Consider the following 22,756-nt stretch of genomic DNA (forward strand, 5'->3'; position numbering starts at 1 on the left):
CTTTCGCAAAGTGCGCTGCCGCCAGCCTGAAAAAATCCTTCTCCCTCCTGAGCTCTCGCACCTCCTTGCGGAGGCGGTTGAGCTCGGTGCGCTCCTCACTGGTGAGCAGGCCCTGGTCGTGGGGACCGGCCTGGCCCCGATCAATGCGGGCCTGCCGCACCCAGCGGGCCAGGCTGCTGGTGGGAAGGCCGAGCCGCTCGGCCACGGTGTTGCAGGAGAGGTGCTCCTGCAGGCAGAGCTCCACGGCCTCAGCCTTCTGCTGCGCCGTAAACCGGCGCCGGGTTCTGGTGGGATTGGTCATCGATGGACAGTCTGATGGTCATGGCGTGACCCTTATCGACTTGTCCTTGAAACCGGGGGAACCCCAAGGGCCGAGTGCGGCCTGAGTGAGTTGTACTCCCAGCGCCAACGATCGGCCAGGATCTGCGCCTCGGGGGCTGTGGTGAACAGCTCGGTGTTGAGGAACTCATCCCGGAACCGGCCGTTGAACGACTCGGCGAATCCGTTCTCCCACGGGGATCCTGGCTCGATGTAGGCCGTGCTGGTAGTGCTGCTGGCCTCACACCAGTCCCGTAGGGCCTGGGCAATGAACTCCGGCCCGTTGTCCGATCGGATGTACGCCGGTGCTGGGTAGAGACTGGTGAGTTCCTCCAGCACCGCCACCACGTCCTTGGCCTTGCAGCGCCTGCCCACCCGGATGGCCAGACAGAGGCGGCTGTGCTCATCGATCACGTTCAGGAACTTGAGCCTGCGCCCATCAGCGGTGGCGTCGAACTGGAAGTCCATGGCCCACACCTGGTGGGGATGCTCAGCCCGATGACGCCGCACCGAGCCGTCGGCGGGCCGTGCCCGCTTTCGCTTCCTGGGAGTGGGCCGCTGCAGCCCCTCCTCGCGCCAGAGCCGTTGCACCCGTTTGTGGTTCACGGTCCAGCCCTCCCGCCGCAGCAGGCGGTAGGCCATCCGGCGGCCCCAACGGATGTGGTCCGCGGCGATCTCGCGGAGACGCTGCCGGAGCTTGGCCTCCTCGATCGAGACGACCTTGCCGCCATGGCGCTGGGTGCTGCGGTGCTGGCCCACCACCCGGCAGGCCAGGCGTTCAGAGGCCCGGTAACGCTCCTGCAGAACCGCGACGGCCCTGCGGCGACGCTCCGGGCTCAGAAGTTTCCCTCGGCGAGGTCCCACTGCTTCGCAGAAGCCTGCGGCTAGAGCATGGCCTTCTCCAACTCGGCTTCCGCCAAAAGCTTCTTGAGCCGGGCGTTCTCCTTCTCCAGCTGGGTCAGCCGTCTGGCCTCCTCGGCCTGCATGCCCCCGTACTGCTGCCTCCAGCGGTGGTAGGTCGGTTGCGTCACCTCGATGACGCGGCAGACGTCGGCGACGGTTTTTCCCGGGGCGATCAACTGCTCGGCGGTCCACTGCTTCGCAGAAGCCCTTCGGGCTAGAGCTTGCGGATGATCTGCTCGGCTGGGTGCCTGGTGCGTTTCATGGTCGAGTCCCCGGCCCAGTTTGGCCGACTGAAGACTCTCATTCACCCTGGACCGGTTTCCGGGGTCCACGTCACTATCACCTGGTGCTTTTGGTGGTCAGTCGCCTGTGGTGCGAGCGTCTAGCCTTCAGAGACGTACTACGCGCTGACGCGGAGCTGCGCAAGCAGTGCCAAGAACTCAAGATTTCGTTGGCCCTGCTTCACAGTCATGATCGTGAGGTTTACCTAGAAGCGAAGGGCCCTTTCGTCCAGGCGTTAGTTGCATCCTATTTGCGAGGCATCGAGAGGGCGGACTCACACCCCTCTCGAGTGGACAGACACCCACCGATTTCATGCTGGTGCCATTCAATCATTGTCTGCCACAAAGGGGCAGCGTTGGGTTTAATCCCGTCAGGTGAGGATCTCACTTCCCGCACCTTCAGGCCCTACGCCTAGATGGCATTGACTGGCCTCGATCGGATGAAGGGCCGCCGGCTTGACTGGGGACGCCAGCCCCCGTGCCGTGATCCTGCCGCCACACCCATCACACCGGATCCCGCGGATGGCCTCTCCGTGGCTTCAATGATGCGAACAGGAACTTCATCTCGATGGAGGCAACGATCGGCAGAATGTAGGCTAAACTCTGACGCTTCAAAGTAGAGAGTGTCTGATTGTTATGAACATCGTTGAGTGCCCTCAGCAATGGCTGCATCTCTGCGGATTCGATCGGCGTGGACCGGGAATCTCACGGCTGAAGGCAGCGTTGAATGGTTGTCGATCGCGTGTTGGTCACCGCTCAGCTGCGCGACCGTGATGAATAAATCGGCCCGATCGCGGTACGGGCTGGCAGGCCAGCCATCACCCGAGCCGTAGGCGAGCCATCCGGAGCTGGATTGGGATCAGCCCGTCGAACGTCTCCAGCGCCAGCCCCTTCCCGGGGCGCAGTATGAAGGCGTGATCCGAAACCACTCACCTGACCTCGCCGATGCAGAACAGCTTCTTCGCGGACTCCCTGGACCAGGCCACCGTCAGCAGCAGGATCCTGGGCCTCGAGCAGGGCGTGGTGGGCTTCTACAGCATCGGCCTCTACCCGGCTTCCCTCGCCTACAACAGCGCCATGCATGGTGGCGGCGACCGCCTGCTGCTGGCGCCCAGGCCCGGTCGCTCCCTGTTCGGGGCCTTCTCCGCGCAAGACCTCTCGGGTATGGACCCGACCCACGTGGCCACGATGGAGCGCATGGTGCGCCACGAGCGTGATGGCCTCCTGCAGGAGTACACCCTGCGCGACCTGATCGAGCTCTGCGATCTGGTGGTGCTGACCGCCAACAGCAATCACATGGAGCAGGACCTGCTTGACGCCTGCAAGTTCCGCCAGGAGCTGGGCCGGGAGGAGGTGGTGCTGGCCTGCCTGGCGGGGTCCTTCAGCCACGATCCCCTGCGCAACGATTCCTACGTGCTCTGCGAGCGGCAGCCCAACCTGGCGTTCTTCTCCGGTTTCCATCGCCACGGGGCCCTCCGGGATCCCGTGGACAGTTTCACGGCCAACTTCTGCCATCCCAATGCAATCACGGCCCTACTCGGAGCCTGGCTGCTCGATCGGCTCTCGCCGAACATCCAGGTGTCCCCGGGTGTTCACAACGTGGAGGCCCAATACATCAAAGCTGCCAAGAATATCTCCTCCATCTTTGCAGGCTTTGGCTATGGTTACCATGCTGAAAATACAGGCATCCTGCCCACCCTGTTGACCCTGCTGCTGGATCAGTGTCTGGACCAGGCCTCCTCGGTGTCCATGCGCCGGAAGGACCGCCAACGGCTCTACGGTCGCCAGCCGTTTCCACTCACCGAGCTGGGCTATGGGGTGCAACGGATCGAAGCCACCTTGAACCGTGGTGGTGATATGGAGAAGGTCCGCGACCACACCTTCACCCAGCTAACGGCCATGGTGGCTGATGTACGCGGGAGCATGATGCTGCCTGCGTATGGCAAACCCACCCGTAACTTCCAGGCGGGCCAGATTCTGGCGGCGGGGATGCGCCGGCTGGGACGCTGCCCCAATGATGTCGATGAATTCGAGCAGTGGTGTGAAGAGGCCGGCGTGAAGAAAGGCGGCCTCGAAGGGTTGAAGGCGCTGCGCTACTGGCCTCAGATTCTGATCAATTACAGCATTCAGGTGCATGATGCCTCGATGGTGAACCTCCTCTACATGGCGATCTTCGGCAAGAGTGACACCAAGGCTGTTGCCTTCCGGGTGATGACCGAGAGCCGGGAATTGTCCAACTATTGCCAGGAATCGGTTCGCCCGTCCCACAGTCGCCGCTACTCAGAAGCTCTGCAGAATCTGGATCGCCCGGAAGCCCTGCAACTGCTGGCCAACGCCGTGATAGCCGACAATGCCAGGCGGGCCATTCCCGATGACAGCAACCCGGAGGATGGGGATGCTGGCGAAGATACTCCGGCTTATCTGAAAGCGATGAATGTGATTGAGAACGTCTGGTAAGTCTTCGGTGGACTCCAACACGAAGCACCATGGCCAGGCCCAGATACGGTCGCCTGACTCTCGGCAGAATCAAGCTGGTCGAACAAGCCCACTCCGGGAAACTGCGTTCCTAGCTGAAGAGTGCATCAACTGGATATCCAAGCACGTGATCACCCCACTCCAACTCCGTTAGAATTGCAGCATCGGGATCATCGGAACCCGGATTATCGTCGTCCTACAGCCGTCCTGGGCCGAAGCGAGTAGCCCTTCCAGAGGCCAACTGCCGTCTCTGCCAGCGGCTGTTGCCTCCTGCTGCGGCAGTGGGTCGGCGGGCAATGCCTCAGATTGATCGGTGATATCTCACCCGTTGGCCATCCCGTTCCTGTTGTAGCCTTTTGAGCCGTCGGGTCAGGGCCTGCAAGCCGTTTCATTTGCCTGCTGTTCACGGGATCGAAGAGATCGGCGCGAACGGTTTCGGCGAACGTGAGAACGTCATTGGGGGTGCAGGATCCGGTTCTCCAGCTGTGAAATTCTTGATGGAGATCTGGGGTGATCACCAGGATGTTGTCGGGGAGGTCGACCAGATCCGGGCGGCTGCGTCGGTCGAACAGATGATGGCCATCGAGAGCCATCTTCTTCTGTCGTGAGGCCTTCAGACCCGTCACCTCGCAGCGGTGCCCGGCTGCCCCTTTAGCCCGTTTCTCGGCTAGTTCAGACCCCTGGGTGAGGTAGCGGATCTCGGCATTGAAGCAGGTTTCCACCAAATCTCCCACCGTTTCGATCCAGGCTTTCCGTGCCTGGTTGATCCGGCTGTTTCGGCGCATGTCGCGGGCGACCCGTGCAATTCCGCGCTGGCTGAGGAGCACTTGTCTGGAGTCGGCCTCCAGAAAGTCCTTGTCGATCTCGAGTGCTTCTTCCCCATCGTTCTGACCAGCAGAGCGCAGCCGGTTCCAGGCGTTATTCAGACCCTGGTAGTTGGTCTGAAGAATGCCCACCGTCTTTTTTCGGCTCACGAAGGCCAATTCGCCCTGGATCACAAGATCGCCCCCCACCTCCATGAATTCCTGGGTGATACGTCGCGACACCAGCATCTGGCGTCGCTTCTGCTTCACGTTGAAAATCCGCTCCCGTAGCAGCTGCATCAGGCTTGTTTTTTCCTTGGCTTCGATGTATCGGGCCAGAGCCTCGATGCCTTCTTCGGTGAAGCGATGGGCTCGCTTGCCTAGTTCAGCGGCCACGGGTGGGCTGGCGAACTCGAAGTGCTCGCCTTCCACAAGCTCCCATTCATCGTCGGGGTGTGCATCGAAGTCATCGACGATGTTGTAGAGGCCGTTGATTCTCTTGCCGAGAATCCTGGCTGTCTCCCGATCGGTGAGCAGATCGCGCATGATGAGGGGTGAATGGGCGTAGTCAGGGCATCAGGGCGAACACGGAATCTCTCATCTTCTGCAGGCGCTCCGCCAGGCGGGGATCACCGTTGTGGTCGGGGTGGTGCCTCTTGATCAGGGCACGGAAGGCGTCTCGTACGTCATCGGCAGTGGCGGTTTTCGGATCCAACCCGAACACCACCCAGGGCCGGAACTGCTTGTGAACGTCAATCCCGTTGATCACCGTTGTCCCATCCTCGAGATCCAGTTCATGGCTGGGGATGCCGATGAAACGATGGTAGAGAATCAGCCAATCTTCCTTGGTTTTGAGGACGACGACTTCCCCTGTCATCGACATTTGGAAGTTCTTGTTCTTTTCCGGCTGGGTCAGTGTTGTAGAGCCGAAGTGGGCCAGCACAGCCTGCTTCACCTCCGTCAGGGGGGGGCGCCTTGGGCCTGGCGGCCGGTTTGGCTTTGGGGGGTGGCGGACTCTTGAAGTCGCCTCCATTCACGGTTTTCGCAAAGGCCAGAAGATCACTCTCTTGGAGAGGGCCCGTGCTGAGAAGCTTCTGAATTAACTCGGTGACTTCCGGAAGAGTCAGCGTTCTGGCCCGCGTTGCCACCCGCCTGCACCGAAAAATCCAGAGAATCTTGGCCCCCTCTGCAGACGACTGCGAAGGGATTTGCAAATCATGCTCCCACGTGCTGGGTGCCCCGGTTTGCCTCGCCGCAGGACCGTGCCCGGCTGGGGTCTATCGGACTCAGCCCGGCTGTGCTTTCCGTTGCCAGGCGCTCAGTGCAACGGCCAGTGCCGTCACGGTCCAGACCGTGCAGAACCGGCGGAGTACGGCAATGGCCAGGCCCAGATCGGGCGCCACACCAGCCTGTGCGAGCAGGAGGGCGGTGGTGCCCTCGTTGACGCCGACTCCTCCAGGCAGGCTCGAGAGCAAGCCGGCCGTGCCGGACACCAGAAAGATGGTGATCGCCGCCGGCACCGACACCGGAGTGCCCGGGCTGATCACTAGCACCAGCAGCCAGAGGATCAGGGCTTCGCTGCCCCAGATCCCCAGACTCACCACCGCGGCCGGCCAGCAGGCCCTGGCGAGGGGGCCGCTGGGCAGGTGTCGGCGCAACTGAGGCCCCCACCGCCGCCAGCCGAGTGTGGCGAGCACCGGCACCAGCACCACACCGGCTGCCAGGGCCAGGCCAGCCCCCGGCCCGGCGTCTTCGGCGCTCTGGCTCAGGCGGGTGTGCAGAACGGCCGGTGCCAGCAGGGTCAGCCAGAGCACCACGGCGGACAGGTCACAGAGCTGTTCGGCGACGAACACGTGCACCAGGGGTGTCCGGGGATAGCCCAGCTCCTGGTGCAGGGTCTGCACCCGGCTCAGTTCCCCCAGTTTCCCGGGGGTGGCGGTGAGGGCGAAGCCCCGGAACCAGGCCAGTGCATCCGCCCGGTTCCACCCGCCGATCCCCTCGGAGCCCAGCAGCAGACGCCAGCGCAGATACCGCCCGAGGTAGGCCACCGCCAGCACCCCGTACAGGGCCGGAATCCATTGCACCAGCCGGCCCAGGGCGGCCGCGAGGGCGCGTCGTCCCTCCTCGCCCAGACCAGCCAGCGAGCTCACCCCGAAGCTGAGCAGCAGCAGGGCCAGCAGGGGAATCCAGGCCTGGGCCAGACGGGTCCATCCACTCGCCTGGGGGGCGGCCACCGTGGCCTGGCGAAAGCTTCTCCAGTGGGCTCGATCGCTGAAGGCCAGCAAGGGCCGGTCCCCCTCACTGTCCCCGTAGACCTCCAGAGTGATCCGGGGCCGCTTGGCGGCCCCGAGCCAGGCCCGCAACCGCCGGACCTTCTCGTCTCCCTTGCAGTTGGCCGACGTGATCCGCAGCGGCGAGGCCGGGCCATGCGCGAGGGGATTGCTCGTTTCGGTGGCGATCAGGTCCACCTGGAGTTGATCGGCCACCGGGGCGACCAGGGCCCGAGGTGAGGCGGTCACGATCACGACCCTGTGCCCCTGCCGCTGATGCCAGCGCAGCCGCTCGAGCGCTTCCGGCCGCAGCCTGGCGATCAGCGCTTCCGGCAGCGAGCACTCCAGGACCCGGCGTCGTGCCGTCGGCGGTGTCCCCGTGAGGACACATCGCAGCGCCTGTTCCTTCAGGCGGACCGTGCTGAGCGCTCCGCACCTCCAGGCCAGCAGCCCTGGGGCCAGCCGCCCTCCATCGATCACCCGGGCCAGCCGTCCCTTCAGCAGACGGTGCAGGATCAGCAGCGTGTCGCCGGCCAGCAGGGTGCCGTCGAAGTCGAAAACGGCGACGGTGCCCGAGCCGGCCCGGATCCTGGAGCCCCCTTCAGCCGCTTCGGTCACGGTGCCAGGCGTCGATAGAGACGGCCGCAGGGGGTCGTGGCCTCCAGCCGATAGTCCTTCAGGAGTTTGCCGGCATTGGCGGCGTCGAGCTCCGTGAGCAGGGGTGGAGCGAGGGCCTCAATCAGGTCGCGGTAAGCCGCCATTAATTCCTTGTCAGTGAGTTGATCGAGGATGTAGCGGGGGCGGTCCGGTAAACTGGTGAAGAGATCCACGTACGGTCGGAGTTGCTGCTCTCCCAGACCTGCGGAGAGGGTGATATCAAGATTGGGATGGCTCGGGTAGCTTCCGGTGATGCCAAAAAATTCATAGTTCCAGCCGTACAGATGTAATCCCTCCCGTCTCGGACCCGCCCAGATTGGATCGCTCAGGCTGTCAAAACAAGCATTGCCAGTGGGCATCTGCGCCGAGGATCGACCGATCCCCGCGATTGCCAGAAGCAGCAACAGAGGGGTAAGGGCAAGGCTGATCCATGCGGCTGGATGCTTCATGGCCCCACTCTCATGGCGGGGCCAGAGGGCCTTGGATTACAACAGGGTTTGGCGTTTCTCAGGGCCATCACCATCACGAAGGTGGAAACCGGCATCAGCAGAAGATAATAATGGGCAAAGCCTTTTCCGGGCAGAAAGATGGCGATGAGAGTGCCAGCAACCATGAGCCCGCTGGACCGCAGGTCTGCCTGGGCCAGGCGCCCCCCTGCGGCCGGAGTGGATAGGGCATAGGCCCAGAAGAGCCAGGCGATCACAATCTGAGGAATGAACATTACGATAGCATCAAGCTGATCAAAGAACAGAGCGGATAGTTGGTCTCCTGAGGGAATCTCGCCTCCTCCAGTTGCGCCCAGAAGGGTGTACTGCATCAGTCCAGATGTTCTTGAGAGGAGCCCTTCACCGTTCAACCTGTAGACGAGCAGGTCAACAGCGAACATTGCAATGGTCAGATAGATCGTGATGTTGCGCTTCTGAGCCAGCTTGATGTCGCTGAGCCAGAAGAACAGGAAGATGATGGCAATCAATTGGTATTTGAGGTGAAACCCCAGGCAGCCCAGGAGGATCGAAGCAGGCAGCCAGTACTTGATCGTCTCTTTCATGATCAGAAGGTACCAGAGAAAAAGAATGATCACGGTGCCAAGGATCTCAGCATTGGGTGAGTACCGATCAAGATCATCAGCCGGCGCAAGGATCAGCACCAGAAGGGTGATCACTGCACAGGTCGTGGCCACTTCCCTGCGGAGGTAGGCCCTGGCACACAGATAGGCCAAGGCCGCAATCAACCCAACAGAAACTGAATACACGGCACTGATGGCCAGGTCATCCTGCGCATGGGATGGAACACCCAGCACGTTAAGCAGTGAAAGAATCGGAATATATAAAAGTGGGTGTACGAATCCCTGGGTATAGATATCATGCAATGACAGATGAAAATCGGGACTGGCCAGGTAGTGTCGGGCCCAGGCTGTCGCCATGTAGCAATCAGTGTTGAAGCCCGGTGGATCCACTCCCAGGGCCCTGATTCCCCCAAGTGTGGCGAAGGTCCCGAACAGAAAGATGGCAATTCTCCAGTCCCTTGCGACAGGTTCAGTCACCGGTCTGCGCAGCCTTGCGTCCCCTGGTTGATCGGAACTGCCGAAAACGAGTGGTTTGGGGTAATCCAAAATTGTTGTTCAGCGTTTGCTGGGCTCAAGACAAGGCCTTCCCATGACCTGGCTATGGCTGTTTAGGGCCTGAGGTCAGCATACGTGTCGTATCGCCCATTCGAAAGTCGATAACATCAACTACAATGATAAAGCCTTGTTGATTTTCCGTCCACACGGAGTTCCCGGCCTAAATCCGATCATGTGATCACCCCGATCTGGTTGATCACACCAATCTAATGGGCACAATTTCTGCAAAGCCATGATGATCGAAGCGCCCACCCAGGGTCGGCCCCGCTGTCGGCTCTCTTCATTCCAGCGCCGCGTGAACATGAAGGCTTGATCCATGTGGGCGGGCTCGTTGTTCAGCGCGTGGCTACATTGAGCCCGTGGGGCTGCTGGAATCCTTGGGCATGGGTCGAGTCGTGGAAAAGAGCCAAGTGTAGGACTGTTTCAAGTCAGAGAGGAATCCAGGCGCTTTCTCGCGATCATTGATCAAGGATCTTCGCTGGGCATCGATAAATCGTTGGTCGGCAAACCGGGTAGCAAGCGCCGGCTTGGCGTAGATATTCATGCAATAGCTCTTCCCAGCGAGAAAGCCACCTAGATAGTGATAGCCATTGGCCTTGATGTAGGCCACCTCTTTCTCCCAGCTAAAATAAGTGCCTCTCGTGGCCTCATCCGTGCATGTGGAAGCGTGCAGAATAAACACGTCTGGTTTCGCTCTGTTCAAGAATTCTTCAGTGATCCCCTTCTTGGCGATTTCCTTGGTGCCAAGGGCTAACGGGTCAAAGGCCATCCGCTTGGCGTGGTAGGGAATCAGGCCAGCGTCTCCGATGAAAATAGTGGCATCTTCGGGTAAAATCTGATTCAGCACAAAGCCAAGGCTGGCATGTGATCGTATGGCTCGGCCAAAATATGTTGCCAGAAACATGATCTCAGCAGGCTTTGTGATCAGTGTATGGCCAGCAATCCACGCGAAAGCCAGTGTCGACAGGGCGCCAGATCGGATCGAAGCATAGTTGAGCCCTCCTTGAAAGCCCAGCAACGAACGGAAGGAGTCCAGTTTGTTATTGCTGGCAGTGGAGTAGACAACCATTGGCCAGAATAGCTGAAACCAGAACCTGTCTGCATAGTTCATGGCAAGGGTGGAGCGAATATAGACGAGATAAATGATGGCAAAACCGATATATTTTGTGACATATCTTCCCCCAGTTTCGTTTGGATTGAACGTGAATGCGGCTAGAAGCACCCAGGGTAGTGACGAGGCCAGATTGGCGAGAACAGTCTGGCCATTGAATGGGGTGCCGCTTTTGGCGTAAAATGTATTGGGGAGAAAATCGCCAAAATAGGTAATCTTGTAGCCAAAGATAAGAATTGTGATCGTGATGATGGCCAGCATTGGATAGCGCCATTGGCTTCCCTTGGCCTGGCTTGTACCGGAACGAGTGGAGATGTGGTATAGAAATGTAGACCCTGCAGCAGCCAGAAACAAGACTCCCTCTGGCCTGCATAACAGCAAGAGACATCCGATCGAAACAGCCTTTGGGCTGCCGATCTGATCACAGGCAAGAAATTCAAAAAGCAAATAGGCAAATAGAAAGGTCTCAAGACCTGAATAGGCGTGGATGTAGGCGGGGATGCACAGCAGGACCACCGTTGAGAGCAGAATCCTTTTGGCTGATGTTGCTGGGCGAGCAATCTGATTTGCCCTCCAAAACCATACGAAAAAAATCGTGGCGCCCAGCAGCTTGATCGGCAGCTCTGGTTTCATTCCCAGCTGAAGGCCAATAGTACCAAGCACAACGTAGAGCGGATTTGTAAAGGCTTCTTCTCTTGGCCCCTCTAGGTTCCAGGAGAGAATTCCTTCCCTGACCAGGTTCAGGCTGTGCCGAAATGTGATGTAGGCATCATCAACGGTAAACTGGAAAAAGACAATGCTGAGCAGTGCGGCTGCGAAGACGAGGAGAACAATCCAGGCTCGTTTGACTCGCGCAGCGGCGAAGGAACGCAACGTCATGGTGACTGATCAGTCGTTGATGGCATCCGTGAACGATCCGTAGCTGTTGACTCCGCAGGGTTGGCTTTCATCGTGCCCCGGCAAGCCGCTGGCCCACGGATCAGACTCCTCGCCGCCCCCAGAGCTGGCACCCTCGGCACTGGGGACGCTATCAGTGGGGAGGGAGTCACGAGCCCTTGCGCTCACGGGGACCGGTGACAGCCCGTGGGCCAGGGCGGAGGGGTGCGCCCCCGTGGTGCGGGGGCGATCACCGCTGGCGCGCGTGGCCCGGGGCCGGTATGGCCAGCGGCACCGATCCTGGCGTGGGCCCGTTCCTCCGGCCCATCGTCAGGACCATCGCGTGCACTGGGATGAACGTCGATCGGAGTGTCAACCCGTCCAGGATCGCCATCCCGGCCTGGGCGATCACACGGGGCACTCCCAGCGGAGGATTGGGCCAGAGAGGGCCGTGCCCAGACCAGGGTCATCCATCAGGTTGAGAGGTTCTCGATGGAGCGCCTCAACGCGATCGGATCGGGAGTCCGGCGGGGTGGCCATCCCCCCAGGGGGGGCCGGGGGGGCCGGCGTCTGCTGGCGAGGTCTCCGGCCCAGGGAGGCTGATCTCCAGCCGGACGGACCGTCTCGCATCCCGTCAACCCTCGGCCGTCCCGGAACGCCGGGGCGTCCGAAAGGAGATGTGTTTGTGGCCGAAATAACTGGTGATCACCGGAAGGGCCACTCCCATCGCATGGGCGATCAGATCCCTGTAGACCACGATCCCCAGCAGGGGGAGCAACCAGCTGCGCATCCCCAGGCTGACCAGCCAGGTCTGCAGCACAGCGACCAGATTGACCAGGGCAAAGCCGGCCAGGGAACGCCGCACGCTGATCCTCCCACCGGGGAACACAAATCGCCTGGCCAGAAGGTAAGCGGTGAGCATGCCGCAGCCGTAGGCGGCCAGCACCGCCAGCTCGAAGCGGAGCAGCCTGGAGAATCCGATCCGGCTCGCCACATTCACCAAGGCCGCCAGCCCTCCACTGACCAGGAAGAGCGTGACTTCGCGCCGCCCCGAGTGGCCTTCGCTCATGGCCATGCGCGGACCACGCGCCGGGCCAGATTGCGGCCAAAACCGATGCTTTCGGAAATGCCCCGGTCCTCGGGGTAGTAGACGGTCGTATCGGCGATCCAGACTTGGGGAAGGGGACACAGGGGTGGCAGGGTGCCCGGAAACCCGGTGCCGCACACCGGCTGGGCGAAGCGGTAGCGGCTGCAGTGGCCGGCCAGAACATCCTCCGGTTTCAGATCAGGGTTGATCGCCATCAGGCAGGCCAGCGAGTCGTCGATGAAAGCCTGATCCGGGCGGGCATAATCAGGATGGTCAGCAGGTATGTAAAAGGGAATGTAGGTGATGTGCCGTGTCAGTGGCTGCAGATTTGTCATCTCGATGATGCCGGGGATGCCGAATCTGGCGTCGTTGATGTTGGTCCAGAAGTTCTGCGTCACCGCGATCCGGGTCTGAATCACCACGCAGGCGCAGGCCAGTGAGCGCTGGGTCTCGTAGGGCTCGATCAGGGCCGGGTCCACACCACCGGCCCGCAGCATCGGAGCCACAAGCGGCAGGGGAACGGTGCAGATCACCGCATCGAAGTGCTCCGCTCCCGCCGGGGTTTTCAGCTCCACCACCGTCCGACCGGCTTCGTGGACCGTGCCCACCTGCCGCACGGGGCTGCCCAGACGAATGTCCCCGCCCCGCTGACGGATCTGCCGGGCCAGGGCATCAATCCAGCGCTGGGAGCCTCCGTCGAGGTGGCCGAGGGTCTCCTTCAGCCAGTGACGGGACTTGCCGACCCGGCGGATCCGGCTCCAGATCCAGGCGGCGGAGATGTCGTCGCTGTGGTGATGGAACTTGAAGGCGAACAGCCGGGCCCAGAGCAGCTGGTAGCCCTCCTCGCCGAGCCAGTCCCGCAGCCAGCGGGTGGCCGGGATCCGATCGAGATGGTGCCAGTGCCGCAGGCTGAGGCAGCGGGCCGCGTGCAGCAGGTAGCGGATCCGGGTGAGCAGGGGGAGGCGGGGGAAGCCCAGCACACTTCCGGTCGAGCCCCACGGGTACATCCGGCCGTCGCAGAAGAATCCCATCCGGGTCTGGCGCCAGCGCATGGCGCCGGCCAGATCCAGCTCCTCCAGCAGCTGCAGAAACGCCCGGTCGCCGAGGCAGTGGAAGTGGTAATAGCGCTCAAGGGAGACGCCGGCGAAGTCGAAGCTGGCGGCCATGCCGCCCAGGCGGTCGTCGGCCTCCAGCAGCACCGGAGGGCAACCCTGGAGGCAGAGTTCGTAGGCCACTGCCAGGCCCATCGGGCCACCGCCGATCACCGCCAGCCGGGGTCCGCGGGGCATCAGAACGGAATCAGGATCGTGGCGAAGCGGGGATCCCGGTGGGTGATCCGCAGGGCCTCCGCCAGGGGGGTGGGGGTGACGGCGAAGCGCTGCGGCCAGTCGGTCAGCTCGAAGGTGTCGCCGGCCGTGAGGGCCTTGAGCTGGTCGGCGGTGAAGGCCGGCTGACGGCTGATCAGGGCCCAGATCCGCAGCAGGGCCGCGAAAAGGGGAATCGGCAGATGGATGATCCAGGTTCGCGCGCCCACGACCTGTTTCAGCTGGCGCATCAGGCTGAGGTAGCTCACCCGCTCCGTGCCCGTGATGTCGTGGCGGCCCGTCAGGGTGGGATTCTCCAGACAGCGCACGATGACCCGGCAGAAATCGGTGGCGTAGAGCGGCTGACGGATGAAGCGGCCGGATCCGGGAATCGGGAACAGGGGGACACGGGCCATGAAGCGGGCCAGCCAGCCCAGGTGTTTCCGGTCGAACCAGCCGAACATCAAGGTGGGGCGCAGGATCACCACCCCGGGCCACTCCATCGCGACCAGCTCCTCCTGGCGACGCTTCGTCGTGGTGTAGAGGTCCGTGGCCACGGAATTGACCACCGAGCTGCTGATGTGGACCAGGCGGCTGAGGCCCGCCCGATGCAGTTCCGCCAGCACGACCCGGGTGCTGGCGATGGTGTTGCGCTCGAAGGCCCCAGGATCCGTGTTGCCGATCTCGGCCTGCAGCATCACGCAGGCCCCACAGCCCTCCAGCAGGCAGGGCCAGCTTGCTCCGTCGGTGCCGGTGAGGTCCTCACAGAGAAACCGGACCGCGGGAAACAGCCTGGATCCGATGGCCACGGCCTCCCGCTTCTTGTCCACCACGACGAGCTGCCAGTCGGGATGGCGCTCCTGCAGGACCGCGATCAGGTTGAGCCCCACCAGGCCGGCCCCACCGGGAAGAAACACCTTCATCGGGGTGCCCCTCCCACCAGGCCCAGTCGCCTGGCCAGATCCGAGCAGAAGACGCCGCGGGGATCGAGGAGGGCCTGCTGCTCCCGCCACGCATCCAGCCCCGGGTAGCTGCGCTGAAGCATGGCGGCGGACTGGCGGGAGTCCTTGGCGAGGTAGAGGCGGCCCCCGGCGGCGGCGACCTCCTGATCCAGCCCATCGAGGGTCTCGAGCAGATCGGGGACCGCCGCCGGCAGATCGGCGGCCAGGGTCCAGCCTGGCTGGGGGAAGGAGAGCGGGCCGGGGTTGCCGGGGCCGAAGCGCTTGAGCACGGTGAGGAAGCTGGGGGCTCCGATCCGGCGCAGGGCGGCCAGGGTGCCGGGCACCAGCCGGGCTCCGTCGTCGGGAACGGCGAACTGATACTGCAGGAACCCGGCCGGGCCGTAGATCCGGTTCCAGTCCTGCACGCCATCGAGCGGATGGAAGAAGGAACCGATGCTCTGCAGCTCCCCCTGCCGTCGCTGCGGAGCCTTGCGGAACCAGGCTTCGTTGAAGGCCCGCACGGTCCAGCCGTTGAGCAGGCCCCCCGGCAGGAACGGAGGCGCCGTGGCCAGCGCCCGGGGGTCGTAGGCGAGGGGATCGTCGTCCGGTCCGTTCTCACCCAGCTGGGCCAGGGCCGCATGGTCCCCGCGGGTCAGCACACCGCGACCGCCCCCATGGAGGCTGTCCACCCAGGCCACGCTGTAGCGGTAGCGGCCATCTCCTTCCACCATGGCCGCCATCAGGGCATCGAGGTCCCCATGGCGCTCGGTGTCCACGCTGACCAGGGAGCTGCCGATCGCAATCAGCGCCAGGGTCGCCTCAATGATCACTCCGGTGAGCCCCATGCCGCCGGTGGTGCTCCAGAAGGCGGCGGCTCCTCCGGGATCCTCCGGCCCCAGCTCCCGGGCGGTTCCCCTCCCATCGACCAGCCGCAGGCGCCGCACGTGGCTGGCCAGGCTGCCCTCCCGGTGGTGATTCTTCCCGTGGACGTCGGCGGCGATGGCTCCCCCGAGCGTCACCTGGCGGGTGCCTGGGGTGACCGGCAGGAAAAATCCCGCCGGCACGATCACACGCAGAAGCGCATCCAGACTCACTCCGCCACCAGCGGTCACCGTGCCCGCGCCCGGATCCAGCCGGATCGCATCGAAGGCCGCCAGGTCGATCACACCCGCCCTCCCGCCCTGGGCGGCATCGCCGTAACTGCGTCCCAGTCCCCGGGGAATGAGGCTGTCGGGTTCGGCCTGGGCGATCAGTTCCTGCAGGCCCTCCAGCCCGGCCGGGGCGAAGACGCGGGCGGTGGCGCTGGTGGTCCGTCCCCAGCCGGTGAGGATCCGGGTGTGGCAGGCAACCGGTGGGGTCACAGCTTGGCGGCCATGGGGGCGGGGAGCAGGCGCACCAGGAGCATGATCGGGGCCCACCACCAGGGGAGGTAGCGGATGCCGCGTCGCTCGGGCTGGCGCAGCAGGGTCCGGGCGATCGATGCCGGGCTGGCGCAGAGCAGGGCCGGCGCTTTCCCGACCGTCATCGGCGTGGCCATGAAGCCGGCCTTGAGGATCTGGATCGCGAACGGGGTGGAGCGGCAGCGCAGCAGCAGCCCTTCGCAGAAGATGGTGAGAGCGGCTTTGGCGGCTCCGTAGGGATAGTTGCTGGGTCGGCCGCGATCGGCGGCCACGGAGGAGAACACCCAGAGGCGTCCGGGGCGGAGGAGGCGTTCGGGGGTCGCGATCGCCATGAGCCACGGCAACAGCCCGCTGTAATTGGCGGCGGTGATCGCGAGGGCTTCCCGCGCGCTGATCCGGGCGTGCTCAGCATCGCCGAGGGAGCCGGCCGTGATCAGGTAGAGATCGAATTCCTCGGTGAGGATCGGTGCGGCGGCTGCTCCGGTGGCGTGGGCGAACAGCTCGACCGGCTCCAGGCTCACGTCGGCGTAGTGGTTCTGGCGCAGTTCGGCGGCGAAACAGGCGTTGGCCTCCCCATTCCTGGCCACCAGATGGAACCGGGTGCATCCCTGTCCGGCCAGGGCGCGGCAGAGGGCCACGGCCACGGCGCTGGTGCTGCCGAGCACGAAGGCGGAGCGGATCACGGGAACCAGCCGAGGCGATGGCCCACCCCTACCACGACGACCACGCCCAGCCAGCCCAGCAGGGTCAGCCGGATGCCGCTGTCACCGAGCAGGATCTCCTCGGGCCGTTCCGTGCTTCGAGCGGGGAAGCGGGCGGCGCGTCGCTCGGCTTCCTCCGGATCACTCAGCAGCTGATAGCGGAACACCCCCACCAGCACGAATGGCACCGTCAGGAGCATCCAGCTGGTGGGGGCTCCATTCAGGGTCGGGCCCGAACTCCAGAGGGCGTAGGCCATGAAGGCACTGCTCGAGACCAGGCCTTCCAGCCGCTGCAGGAGCGGCAGGGAGTACCGCTCCAGCACATGGCGGGTGATCCGGCCCCGATCGAGCGACACCCGCAGCTCGGCCTTGCGTTTCTCCACCGCCAGAAACAGGGCGAGCAGACCCACGCAGAGCAGGAACCAGGGGGAGCTGCCCAGACCGGTGGCGACCAGTCCGGCCAGGGCCCGCAGCAGGAAGCCCGAGGCGATGCAGAACAGGTCGAGCAGCGGTTGGCGTTTCAGGCCCAGGCAGTAGGCCAGCTGCACCAGGGCATAGAGCAGAACGACACCGGCCAGGGGCGTGCCAAGGCTGGCGGCGACGGCCAGGCTGGCGATGAACAGAATCGCGGCGGCGAGCAGGGCCAGCCCGGGGGCCAGGGCTCCGCTGGCCACCGGGCGATGGCATTTGCTGGGATGCAGTCGGTCGGACTCCCGATCGATCACATCATTCAGGAGATAGATGCAGCTGGAGACCAGGCAGAAACTCACCAACGCGATCGTTGAATTCAGCCAGATGCGGGGATCGCTCTGGAAGCTGAACAGCGCCGACGCATAGACGAGCAGGTTCTTCGGCCACTGTCGCGGCCTGCAGGTCTGGACGAGTGCGCGGATGGGATGGGGGGGACGGATCGCCATCACGGACGATCCAGGCCGCCGGCGGCCGTGGAGGTGGGGGCGGGCGGAGCGGAGCCCTGGGGGGATGGGTCCGGGCAGAGGTGGATCCGCCAGGCCCCCTCGGTGCGGATCGGGACGGGCCGCTCCGATCGGCAGGCGTGCTGGAGCCGAGCCAGGGGGATCGGCTCCCGGCTGACGATGGCTCCGATGGGCCATCCTCCGGTGAAGCGCAGGGGATCGCTGAGGATCTGGGTCTGGCTCACACCGAGGGACTCGGCCAGGTCGGGGTAGGTCAGGGCGCGACGATTGGAGTGGAAGGCCAGGGACGAGTTCCAGTCATCCCCGAAAACAAGAAGAACCTCACCGACATCCGTTCCCGATCGGATCACCGCGCCAGCACGCAGCCGATCACTGCTCGATTTCAGGGCGGCTGGATAATACATTTTTGCGAAGGAATGATACCAGCCCAGGAGTAAAGTGGCGAGGCAGGCCAGGAGCAGCACCTGGGATCTCCTTCCGTTCCAGACCGGGCTGGAGGCTGCTGTGGCCAGTGCCAGGAGCAGGAAGATCTGATTGGCACTTTGATAGTAGGTGTGGATGTAATGCAGTGGAGTGAACAGCAGCAGGGGGGCGATGGAGAGACCCAGAAAGCTGAGGATGAGTAAGCGCAGGGGGGGCGCCGCCGTCCCCGGTCCCGCTTCCGGGCCGCCGCCCGGCCGCAGCACCCCCACCACCAGCAGAACGAGGGCCGGCAGGGTCCCGACCGGTGTGAGCAGGCGTTGCAGCACGATGTCGTTCCAGACCTTGCTGGAGATGGCATGTTCCGGTTGTCCGAAGTTCCAGCTGGAGAGCTGGGAGGAGGTCAGACCTGCCCCGATCGGGTTGGCAGCTTTGAGGGCGTCGGCATGGCTGGTCCACCCCTTCAGGGCCAGGACGGACAGCAGCAGGACGGCAAGGATTTCCGCCGTCAGAGCGGTGTTCATCGTTCCAGCTTTCGGTCCCTGGATGGTTGTTCGAAACAGTCTCACCACCAGATCCAGGCCGATCAGCAGAGCGATGGGCAGGGAGGTGGTGGCTTTGAGCACCAGAGCCAGGATCAGGCCGATCAGCAGGGCCAGGAGGTGCAGCCAGAGGGTCAGGGTTGAGCAGCTCGACGATCTCGCCAGCCTGAGGAGCTTCCAGTAGAGATAGAGGGAGCAGAGGCTGAAGAATAAAGCCGTGCTTTCGATCGTGAATGTTCTGTTCCAATACAGGTAAATTGGAGATGCGAAATAGAGAATCGAGAAGATGAGTAATCCTCTTCGAGGGATGGAGTACAAGCGCAGAATCTGGACTCCCATCAGCAGATTTGCCACACCGAAGCCAACACTGGTCAGCCTCCCTGCCTGGGTCAGATCTAGCCAGGGAAGCTTCTCAACCCAGAAGGTGATCAACTGATAGCCTGGAAATTCGAAGGGAATTGACCAAGGCCAGCCGAGCACAGGTGTCTGGTAATTCAACAGACCGGTGCCATCGGCAAACAGATAGAAAGTGCTTAGGGCTGTCTGGCTCTGCCTGAAGGCATGCTCATCCACCAGGGGTTGGGAAGCCAGGCTCAGCCAGAACCAGCTGGCGAATCCTCCGCTCAGAACCAGCAACAGCCACAAGATCCTGGCAACTTTGCTCCCCATTCCCTTGCCGAGCACTGCTGCAGGATACGGGGAGACGGGCGACTCGAGAGGAGGGTCAGGGCTCGGATCCCACGTTCGGCTGCAGGCACACAATCAACTTGCCATCGGCAACCACCATGGAGCCCGATTTCGGGTAGGCCGTGCAAGGGGGGATTCTGGCGCCATCTTCAGGGGCAATGGTCTCGATCTGGATGTTCATGAGGGTGGCGAACAGACCTTCGATACCCCAGGGTGCGCTGAAGCTCGACTGCCCCACGCTGCCCCAGGTCGTTGTGAACGGAGTGGGTTTGCCGACCCAGTGGGGGAACAGCTCGAGCTGATCCGTGAGCCCATAGATGCCGAAGGATGAGGTGGGCAGACCCTGACTCCCGGCCTTGAGGCGGGCCTCGGAAGCGATCAGTTGCGCGAAGGCCATGTCTCGCCTCTCTAGGACCTGGGTGATCCCCCAGATGCGTGAGGCGAACATGCCCTGGGGAAGGATATAGCCAATGGCCAAACAAAAAATGAGAGAATAAAGAAAGAGTGTGCCGATTCTGTGTCTGGACTGTGGCCATTGGCCCCAGCCTCTGGAGATCGTGGCCAGCACGATGACCAGGAAGCTGGAGATGCCGAAATTAGCCAGTGCCAGGGATCTGGGCGGTACATTTGTACGCAATACGTAGAACAAGAGGAAGGGCAGCAGGGTCAGAAGGCCTGCCGAGAGCCAGAGCAGGCCCAGCCGCCTGGCCAACGGGAAGAGACCAGGCTCTTGTCGCACAATCCAGGCGCTACCGATCAAAACCATCAGAAGAAAAATCACCGCTGGAATGAGCTGAACAGGCGGGATCAGGGGTAGGTTGACGTGATACACCTCTTGATAGATTGAACCTGCCGTGAGCTTGCTGAAGGCCAGTGGCAACGTTGCCAGCCCTTTCCGAGAGGAATCCTCCAGACCGTTCTGGCTGGCGATATAGGTGGCCAGATGGCTGGACAACAGATAGTAGAGAATCCCGCTGATCAGCGACCCCAGCAGCACCCGAAGCCAGGCCAGCCTGGCGAACCGGCGTAAGCCGAGGGCCTCGGCCAGGCCCTGGAGCCCGAGCACAGCCACGCCGTAATACCCCATCGGTTGATACAGGCTCATCGCGCCTGTGAACAGGAGGATGCCGGCGATCCAGGCCGGCAGACGCCAACGGCTGACATGGCCCATCAGCACCGCGGCGGCCACGGAAATCGGAGCGGGAAGCAGGTAGAGGCCGATGGCAAAGCTGAAATTGAACAGATCCAGAACATAGGGATGGGCCGCGATCAGCAGGGCCAGCAGGAACACCCAGGGGGGCGTGAGCCTGGGTGCGAAGAAGACGGTGCTGCAGGCCAGAAGAAAGATGGAACAGCCTCCGATCAGCCAACCGATGAAAGGTGAAAATCCATACTGAAAGAGCAGTGCGTACATAACATCCCAACCGGGTCGGTTCAGATGGACCTGCCAGATCGGCGTATCAAAAACAGCCCAGTCATCCAGGTTGAAGGTGGGTGTGGCAACTTCTTGCCAGTGGAAGGCCAGAAAAATCGCCAGGAACAGCACACCCCATCGGGAGAAGTCAGCAAGTCGGTGGCCAGCGACCATCGTTGTATCCCCGGGATCGATCAGGGTAGTTCTTGTGCTGTTCTTTGTTCAACTGAGATGACGCTCTCTTTACATCTCCTGCCCCGGATGCTGGGGCGACCAGTTCAGCCTGTCGGCCTGCCGGCGCGTTGACGCCTGCCCCGCGCGGACATACGCTCGCACGGTCGTGGATGGTGCGTGGTTGGCATGGGGCTGTTGAGGAGAGGCCGTTCAACAGCCCAGGCCGTGCTGCGGATCGTGAACAGAGAGGCTGAGCGGTACGGGATCGTGCTGATTGCCTTGTTTCTGCTGCAGCTTGTGGCGTATAGCTATCTGTTCACAGAGATGACCCTCACAAACCATACCTTGCCCAACAGCATGCTCAGCGGCTATCCCAGTTTCAGGACATCCGGGGAAGGGCGCTGGCTGGCCGACTTCATCATCTATCTGCAGGGCGGTAGCGGAGTTCAGTCGGTGCAGATGACTGTCGCGGCGGCGCTTCAGGCGATCAATGGTGTGCTGTTCAGCAGATTGGTGGGCCTGTCCAATCGTTTTGAAGTCTTTCTCGTTTCGGCTCTTCTCTGCCTGTTCCCGGCTTTCCTTGATTACTACTCGTTTGCCATTGATCATGTCTCCTTCGTGATTGGTGACAGCTTCGTGATTCTTGGCGCCTGGGCCTGGGTATGGGGGCAGCGTCTTGGCACCAGGGTTGTGCTGGCCTCCGGATTCTATCTGCTGTCCCTGGCCACCTACGCCCCCAAGATCATGCTGATCAGTGTCTTCACTTTGCTCAGCCTGATCCTGGTTCTCACGGTTCACCAAGACCGTCACCTGACCAATCCAGAGCGAAGCGGAAAGCAGCTCCTTCGGGAGAGTCTTCTGTTCCCCCTGCCACTGATGCTCTCGGTTGGCGTCTTCTGGCTCAGCACTCAACTGTTGGTTCTAGAGCCGATCTTTCCCAGAACCCACCTCAACGATGTTGCCCAGGCCCTGCAGGAACTGGGGGCCTCATACCGGGTGTTCCTGACCTACCTGGGTTCGGACATCGGTGGTGTGCCATCCGGGCTGCTGGCTTGGATTCCCCCGCTGCTGCTCGGTGGCGGTGTCGTTGCCCTGCTGAGCTTTCCCAGCCGTGATCGGCGCATCCCGGCTGTTCTGCTCGCCGCGATCCTGCTGCTTCCGGTTGCGGCCCATGCCTCCAAGATCATCAACATTCACACCCCCGCAGACAGTGGCCGCTTCTTCATCGCCTACGGCTATGTGTTGATGTTCTTCCTGGCCCTGGCGCTTCAGCGCGCCCGGATCAGGGTTCTGGCCGTGCCGTTGGCGTGCCTGCTGCTCTGGCTGCTGTTCCTTTTCGCTGCCCAGCAGGCCAATGCCGCCCAACTCAAGACCACCTATGAACTCAGCATGATCAACCGTATCCTGGTCCGGGTGGAGCCTTTGCTGGGCGAGCGAAAGCAGGGTCGCCGTCCGATCGTCGTGATCGGACGCTATCCGCCCTTCAGGGTCCGCGATGTGGTGCGTTGGCCCTCCCGGATGGATGCTCCCCATCTGCTTCGGACGGAAGCCTTCGCCGACTACCGCCAGCCCGAATTGATCAACTTCATGCTGGGCCGCAAACTGGTGCGTTCACCGTCGCCCCAGGAAAAGGAGCACGCGATCGGAGCGGCCGCCGCTGTGGCCCCCTGGCCTTCCGCCGATGCGGTGTTTCTTGATGGGGAGTCCGTGGTCGTGGCCCTGCAGCGTTTCGGCCAGGACGTGCCGGTGACCCTGACTTCCGCAGAGCGCTGAGAGCCGCTTTGTTCACCGGCACCATGGTCGTGCCCCTCAGCCGGTCTGGAGTGGATCCAGGTG

The 22,756-nt window shown here is 62.7% G+C and carries 19 protein-coding genes; 3 read left to right on the forward strand and 16 right to left on the reverse strand.

What is annotated here, in order from left to right:
* Both ACWJI7_RS08910 and ACWJI7_RS08915 read right to left on the reverse strand, forming a co-directional pair.
* Window positions 1-301, reverse strand: a 301-nt coding sequence (locus tag ACWJI7_RS08910; RefSeq protein WP_479937239.1) for a transposase, incomplete at its 3' end; no start/stop codon positions are given.
* A 32-nt stretch (window positions 302-333) separates the two neighbouring features.
* Window positions 334-1,397 (reverse strand): IS3 family transposase gene (locus ACWJI7_RS08915; RefSeq protein ID WP_479937241.1). Its coding sequence is split into 2 segments (ribosomal slippage): window positions 334-1,212 and window positions 1,215-1,397, totalling 1,062 coding nucleotides; the frame shifts between segments, so codons are not numbered across the junction.
* Window positions 1,398-1,465: 68 nt separating this feature from the next.
* Between ACWJI7_RS08915 and ACWJI7_RS08920 the strand changes: the two genes are divergently transcribed.
* Window positions 1,466-1,918 carry a GrpB family protein gene (locus ACWJI7_RS08920; RefSeq protein WP_479937243.1) on the forward strand — a complete coding sequence of 151 codons (453 nt, stop codon included), beginning with the start codon at window positions 1,466-1,468 and terminating at the stop codon, window positions 1,916-1,918.
* A gap of 529 nt (window positions 1,919-2,447) precedes the next feature.
* Window positions 2,448-3,959, forward strand: a complete 1,512-nt coding sequence (locus ACWJI7_RS08925) for a hypothetical protein (protein WP_479937245.1) — start codon at window positions 2,448-2,450, stop codon at window positions 3,957-3,959.
* A 203-nt stretch (window positions 3,960-4,162) separates the two neighbouring features.
* Here ACWJI7_RS08925 and ACWJI7_RS08930 read toward each other — a convergent pair whose 3' ends face one another.
* The 14 genes from ACWJI7_RS08930 to ACWJI7_RS08995 all read right to left on the reverse strand — a co-directional run bounded on the left by ACWJI7_RS08930 (window position 4,163) and on the right by ACWJI7_RS08995 (window position 20,920).
* Window positions 4,163-5,326, reverse strand: coding sequence for a hypothetical protein (locus tag ACWJI7_RS08930; RefSeq protein WP_479937247.1), 1,164 nt, complete (start codon window positions 5,324-5,326; stop codon window positions 4,163-4,165).
* Between the two features lie 22 nt (window positions 5,327-5,348).
* The gene (locus tag ACWJI7_RS08935; protein WP_479937249.1) at window positions 5,349-5,735 is read right to left on the reverse strand and encodes a hypothetical protein; all 387 of its coding nucleotides are present in this window, start codon (window positions 5,733-5,735) and stop codon (window positions 5,349-5,351) included.
* A gap of 331 nt (window positions 5,736-6,066) precedes the next feature.
* Window positions 6,067-7,668: an HAD-IB family phosphatase gene (locus ACWJI7_RS08940; RefSeq protein ID WP_479937251.1), complete on the reverse strand. Its 1,602-nt coding sequence runs from the start codon at window positions 7,666-7,668 to the stop codon at window positions 6,067-6,069.
* On the reverse strand, window positions 7,665-8,066 hold the full coding sequence (locus ACWJI7_RS08945; protein ID WP_479937253.1) for a hypothetical protein: 402 nt from the start codon (window positions 8,064-8,066) through the stop codon (window positions 7,665-7,667). Before ACWJI7_RS08945 ends, ACWJI7_RS08940 begins: the two co-directional genes overlap by 4 nt.
* A gap of 86 nt (window positions 8,067-8,152) precedes the next feature.
* The gene (locus ACWJI7_RS08950; RefSeq protein WP_479937255.1) at window positions 8,153-9,250 is read right to left on the reverse strand and encodes a hypothetical protein; all 1,098 of its coding nucleotides are present in this window, start codon (window positions 9,248-9,250) and stop codon (window positions 8,153-8,155) included.
* A gap of 424 nt (window positions 9,251-9,674) precedes the next feature.
* A complete protein-coding gene (locus tag ACWJI7_RS08955) occupies window positions 9,675-11,318 on the reverse strand; it encodes a hypothetical protein (RefSeq protein WP_479937257.1) in 1,644 nt (547 codons plus the stop codon).
* 631 nt (window positions 11,319-11,949) lie between these two features.
* On the reverse strand, window positions 11,950-12,384 hold the full coding sequence (locus tag ACWJI7_RS08960) for a GtrA family protein (protein ID WP_479937259.1): 435 nt from the start codon (window positions 12,382-12,384) through the stop codon (window positions 11,950-11,952).
* Window positions 12,381-13,691 (reverse strand): NAD(P)/FAD-dependent oxidoreductase, encoded by a 1,311-nt coding sequence (locus ACWJI7_RS08965; protein ID WP_479937261.1) that lies wholly within the window; start codon window positions 13,689-13,691, stop codon window positions 12,381-12,383. The genes ACWJI7_RS08960 and ACWJI7_RS08965 overlap by 4 nt, the downstream gene beginning before the upstream one ends.
* The gene (locus ACWJI7_RS08970; RefSeq protein WP_479937263.1) at window positions 13,691-14,629 is read right to left on the reverse strand and encodes an NAD-dependent epimerase/dehydratase family protein; all 939 of its coding nucleotides are present in this window, start codon (window positions 14,627-14,629) and stop codon (window positions 13,691-13,693) included. The genes ACWJI7_RS08965 and ACWJI7_RS08970 overlap by 1 nt, the downstream gene beginning before the upstream one ends.
* A complete protein-coding gene (gene dprE1, locus ACWJI7_RS08975; RefSeq protein WP_479937265.1) occupies window positions 14,626-16,008 on the reverse strand; it encodes a decaprenylphosphoryl-beta-D-ribose oxidase in 1,383 nt (460 codons plus the stop codon). The genes ACWJI7_RS08970 and dprE1 overlap by 4 nt, the downstream gene beginning before the upstream one ends.
* A complete protein-coding gene (locus ACWJI7_RS08980) occupies window positions 16,005-16,730 on the reverse strand; it encodes an SDR family NAD(P)-dependent oxidoreductase (protein ID WP_479937267.1) in 726 nt (241 codons plus the stop codon). The genes dprE1 and ACWJI7_RS08980 overlap by 4 nt, the downstream gene beginning before the upstream one ends.
* Window positions 16,727-17,665, reverse strand: coding sequence for a decaprenyl-phosphate phosphoribosyltransferase (locus ACWJI7_RS08985; protein WP_479937269.1), 939 nt, complete (start codon window positions 17,663-17,665; stop codon window positions 16,727-16,729). Before ACWJI7_RS08985 ends, ACWJI7_RS08980 begins: the two co-directional genes overlap by 4 nt.
* On the reverse strand, window positions 17,665-18,963 hold the full coding sequence (locus ACWJI7_RS08990) for a hypothetical protein (protein ID WP_479937271.1): 1,299 nt from the start codon (window positions 18,961-18,963) through the stop codon (window positions 17,665-17,667). The genes ACWJI7_RS08985 and ACWJI7_RS08990 overlap by 1 nt, the downstream gene beginning before the upstream one ends.
* Before the next feature lie 406 nt (window positions 18,964-19,369).
* The gene (locus tag ACWJI7_RS08995; RefSeq protein ID WP_479937273.1) at window positions 19,370-20,920 is read right to left on the reverse strand and encodes a hypothetical protein; all 1,551 of its coding nucleotides are present in this window, start codon (window positions 20,918-20,920) and stop codon (window positions 19,370-19,372) included.
* 225 nt (window positions 20,921-21,145) lie between these two features.
* Here ACWJI7_RS08995 and ACWJI7_RS09000 point away from each other — a divergent pair, with 225 nt between their 5' ends.
* Entirely contained in the window at window positions 21,146-22,693 is a 1,548-nt protein-coding gene (locus tag ACWJI7_RS09000; RefSeq protein ID WP_479937275.1) for a glucosyltransferase domain-containing protein, read from the forward strand.
* Window positions 22,694-22,756 lie beyond the last annotated feature (63 nt).

This window comes from Cryptocyanus atlanticus LEGE 06306, assembly GCF_056633155.1.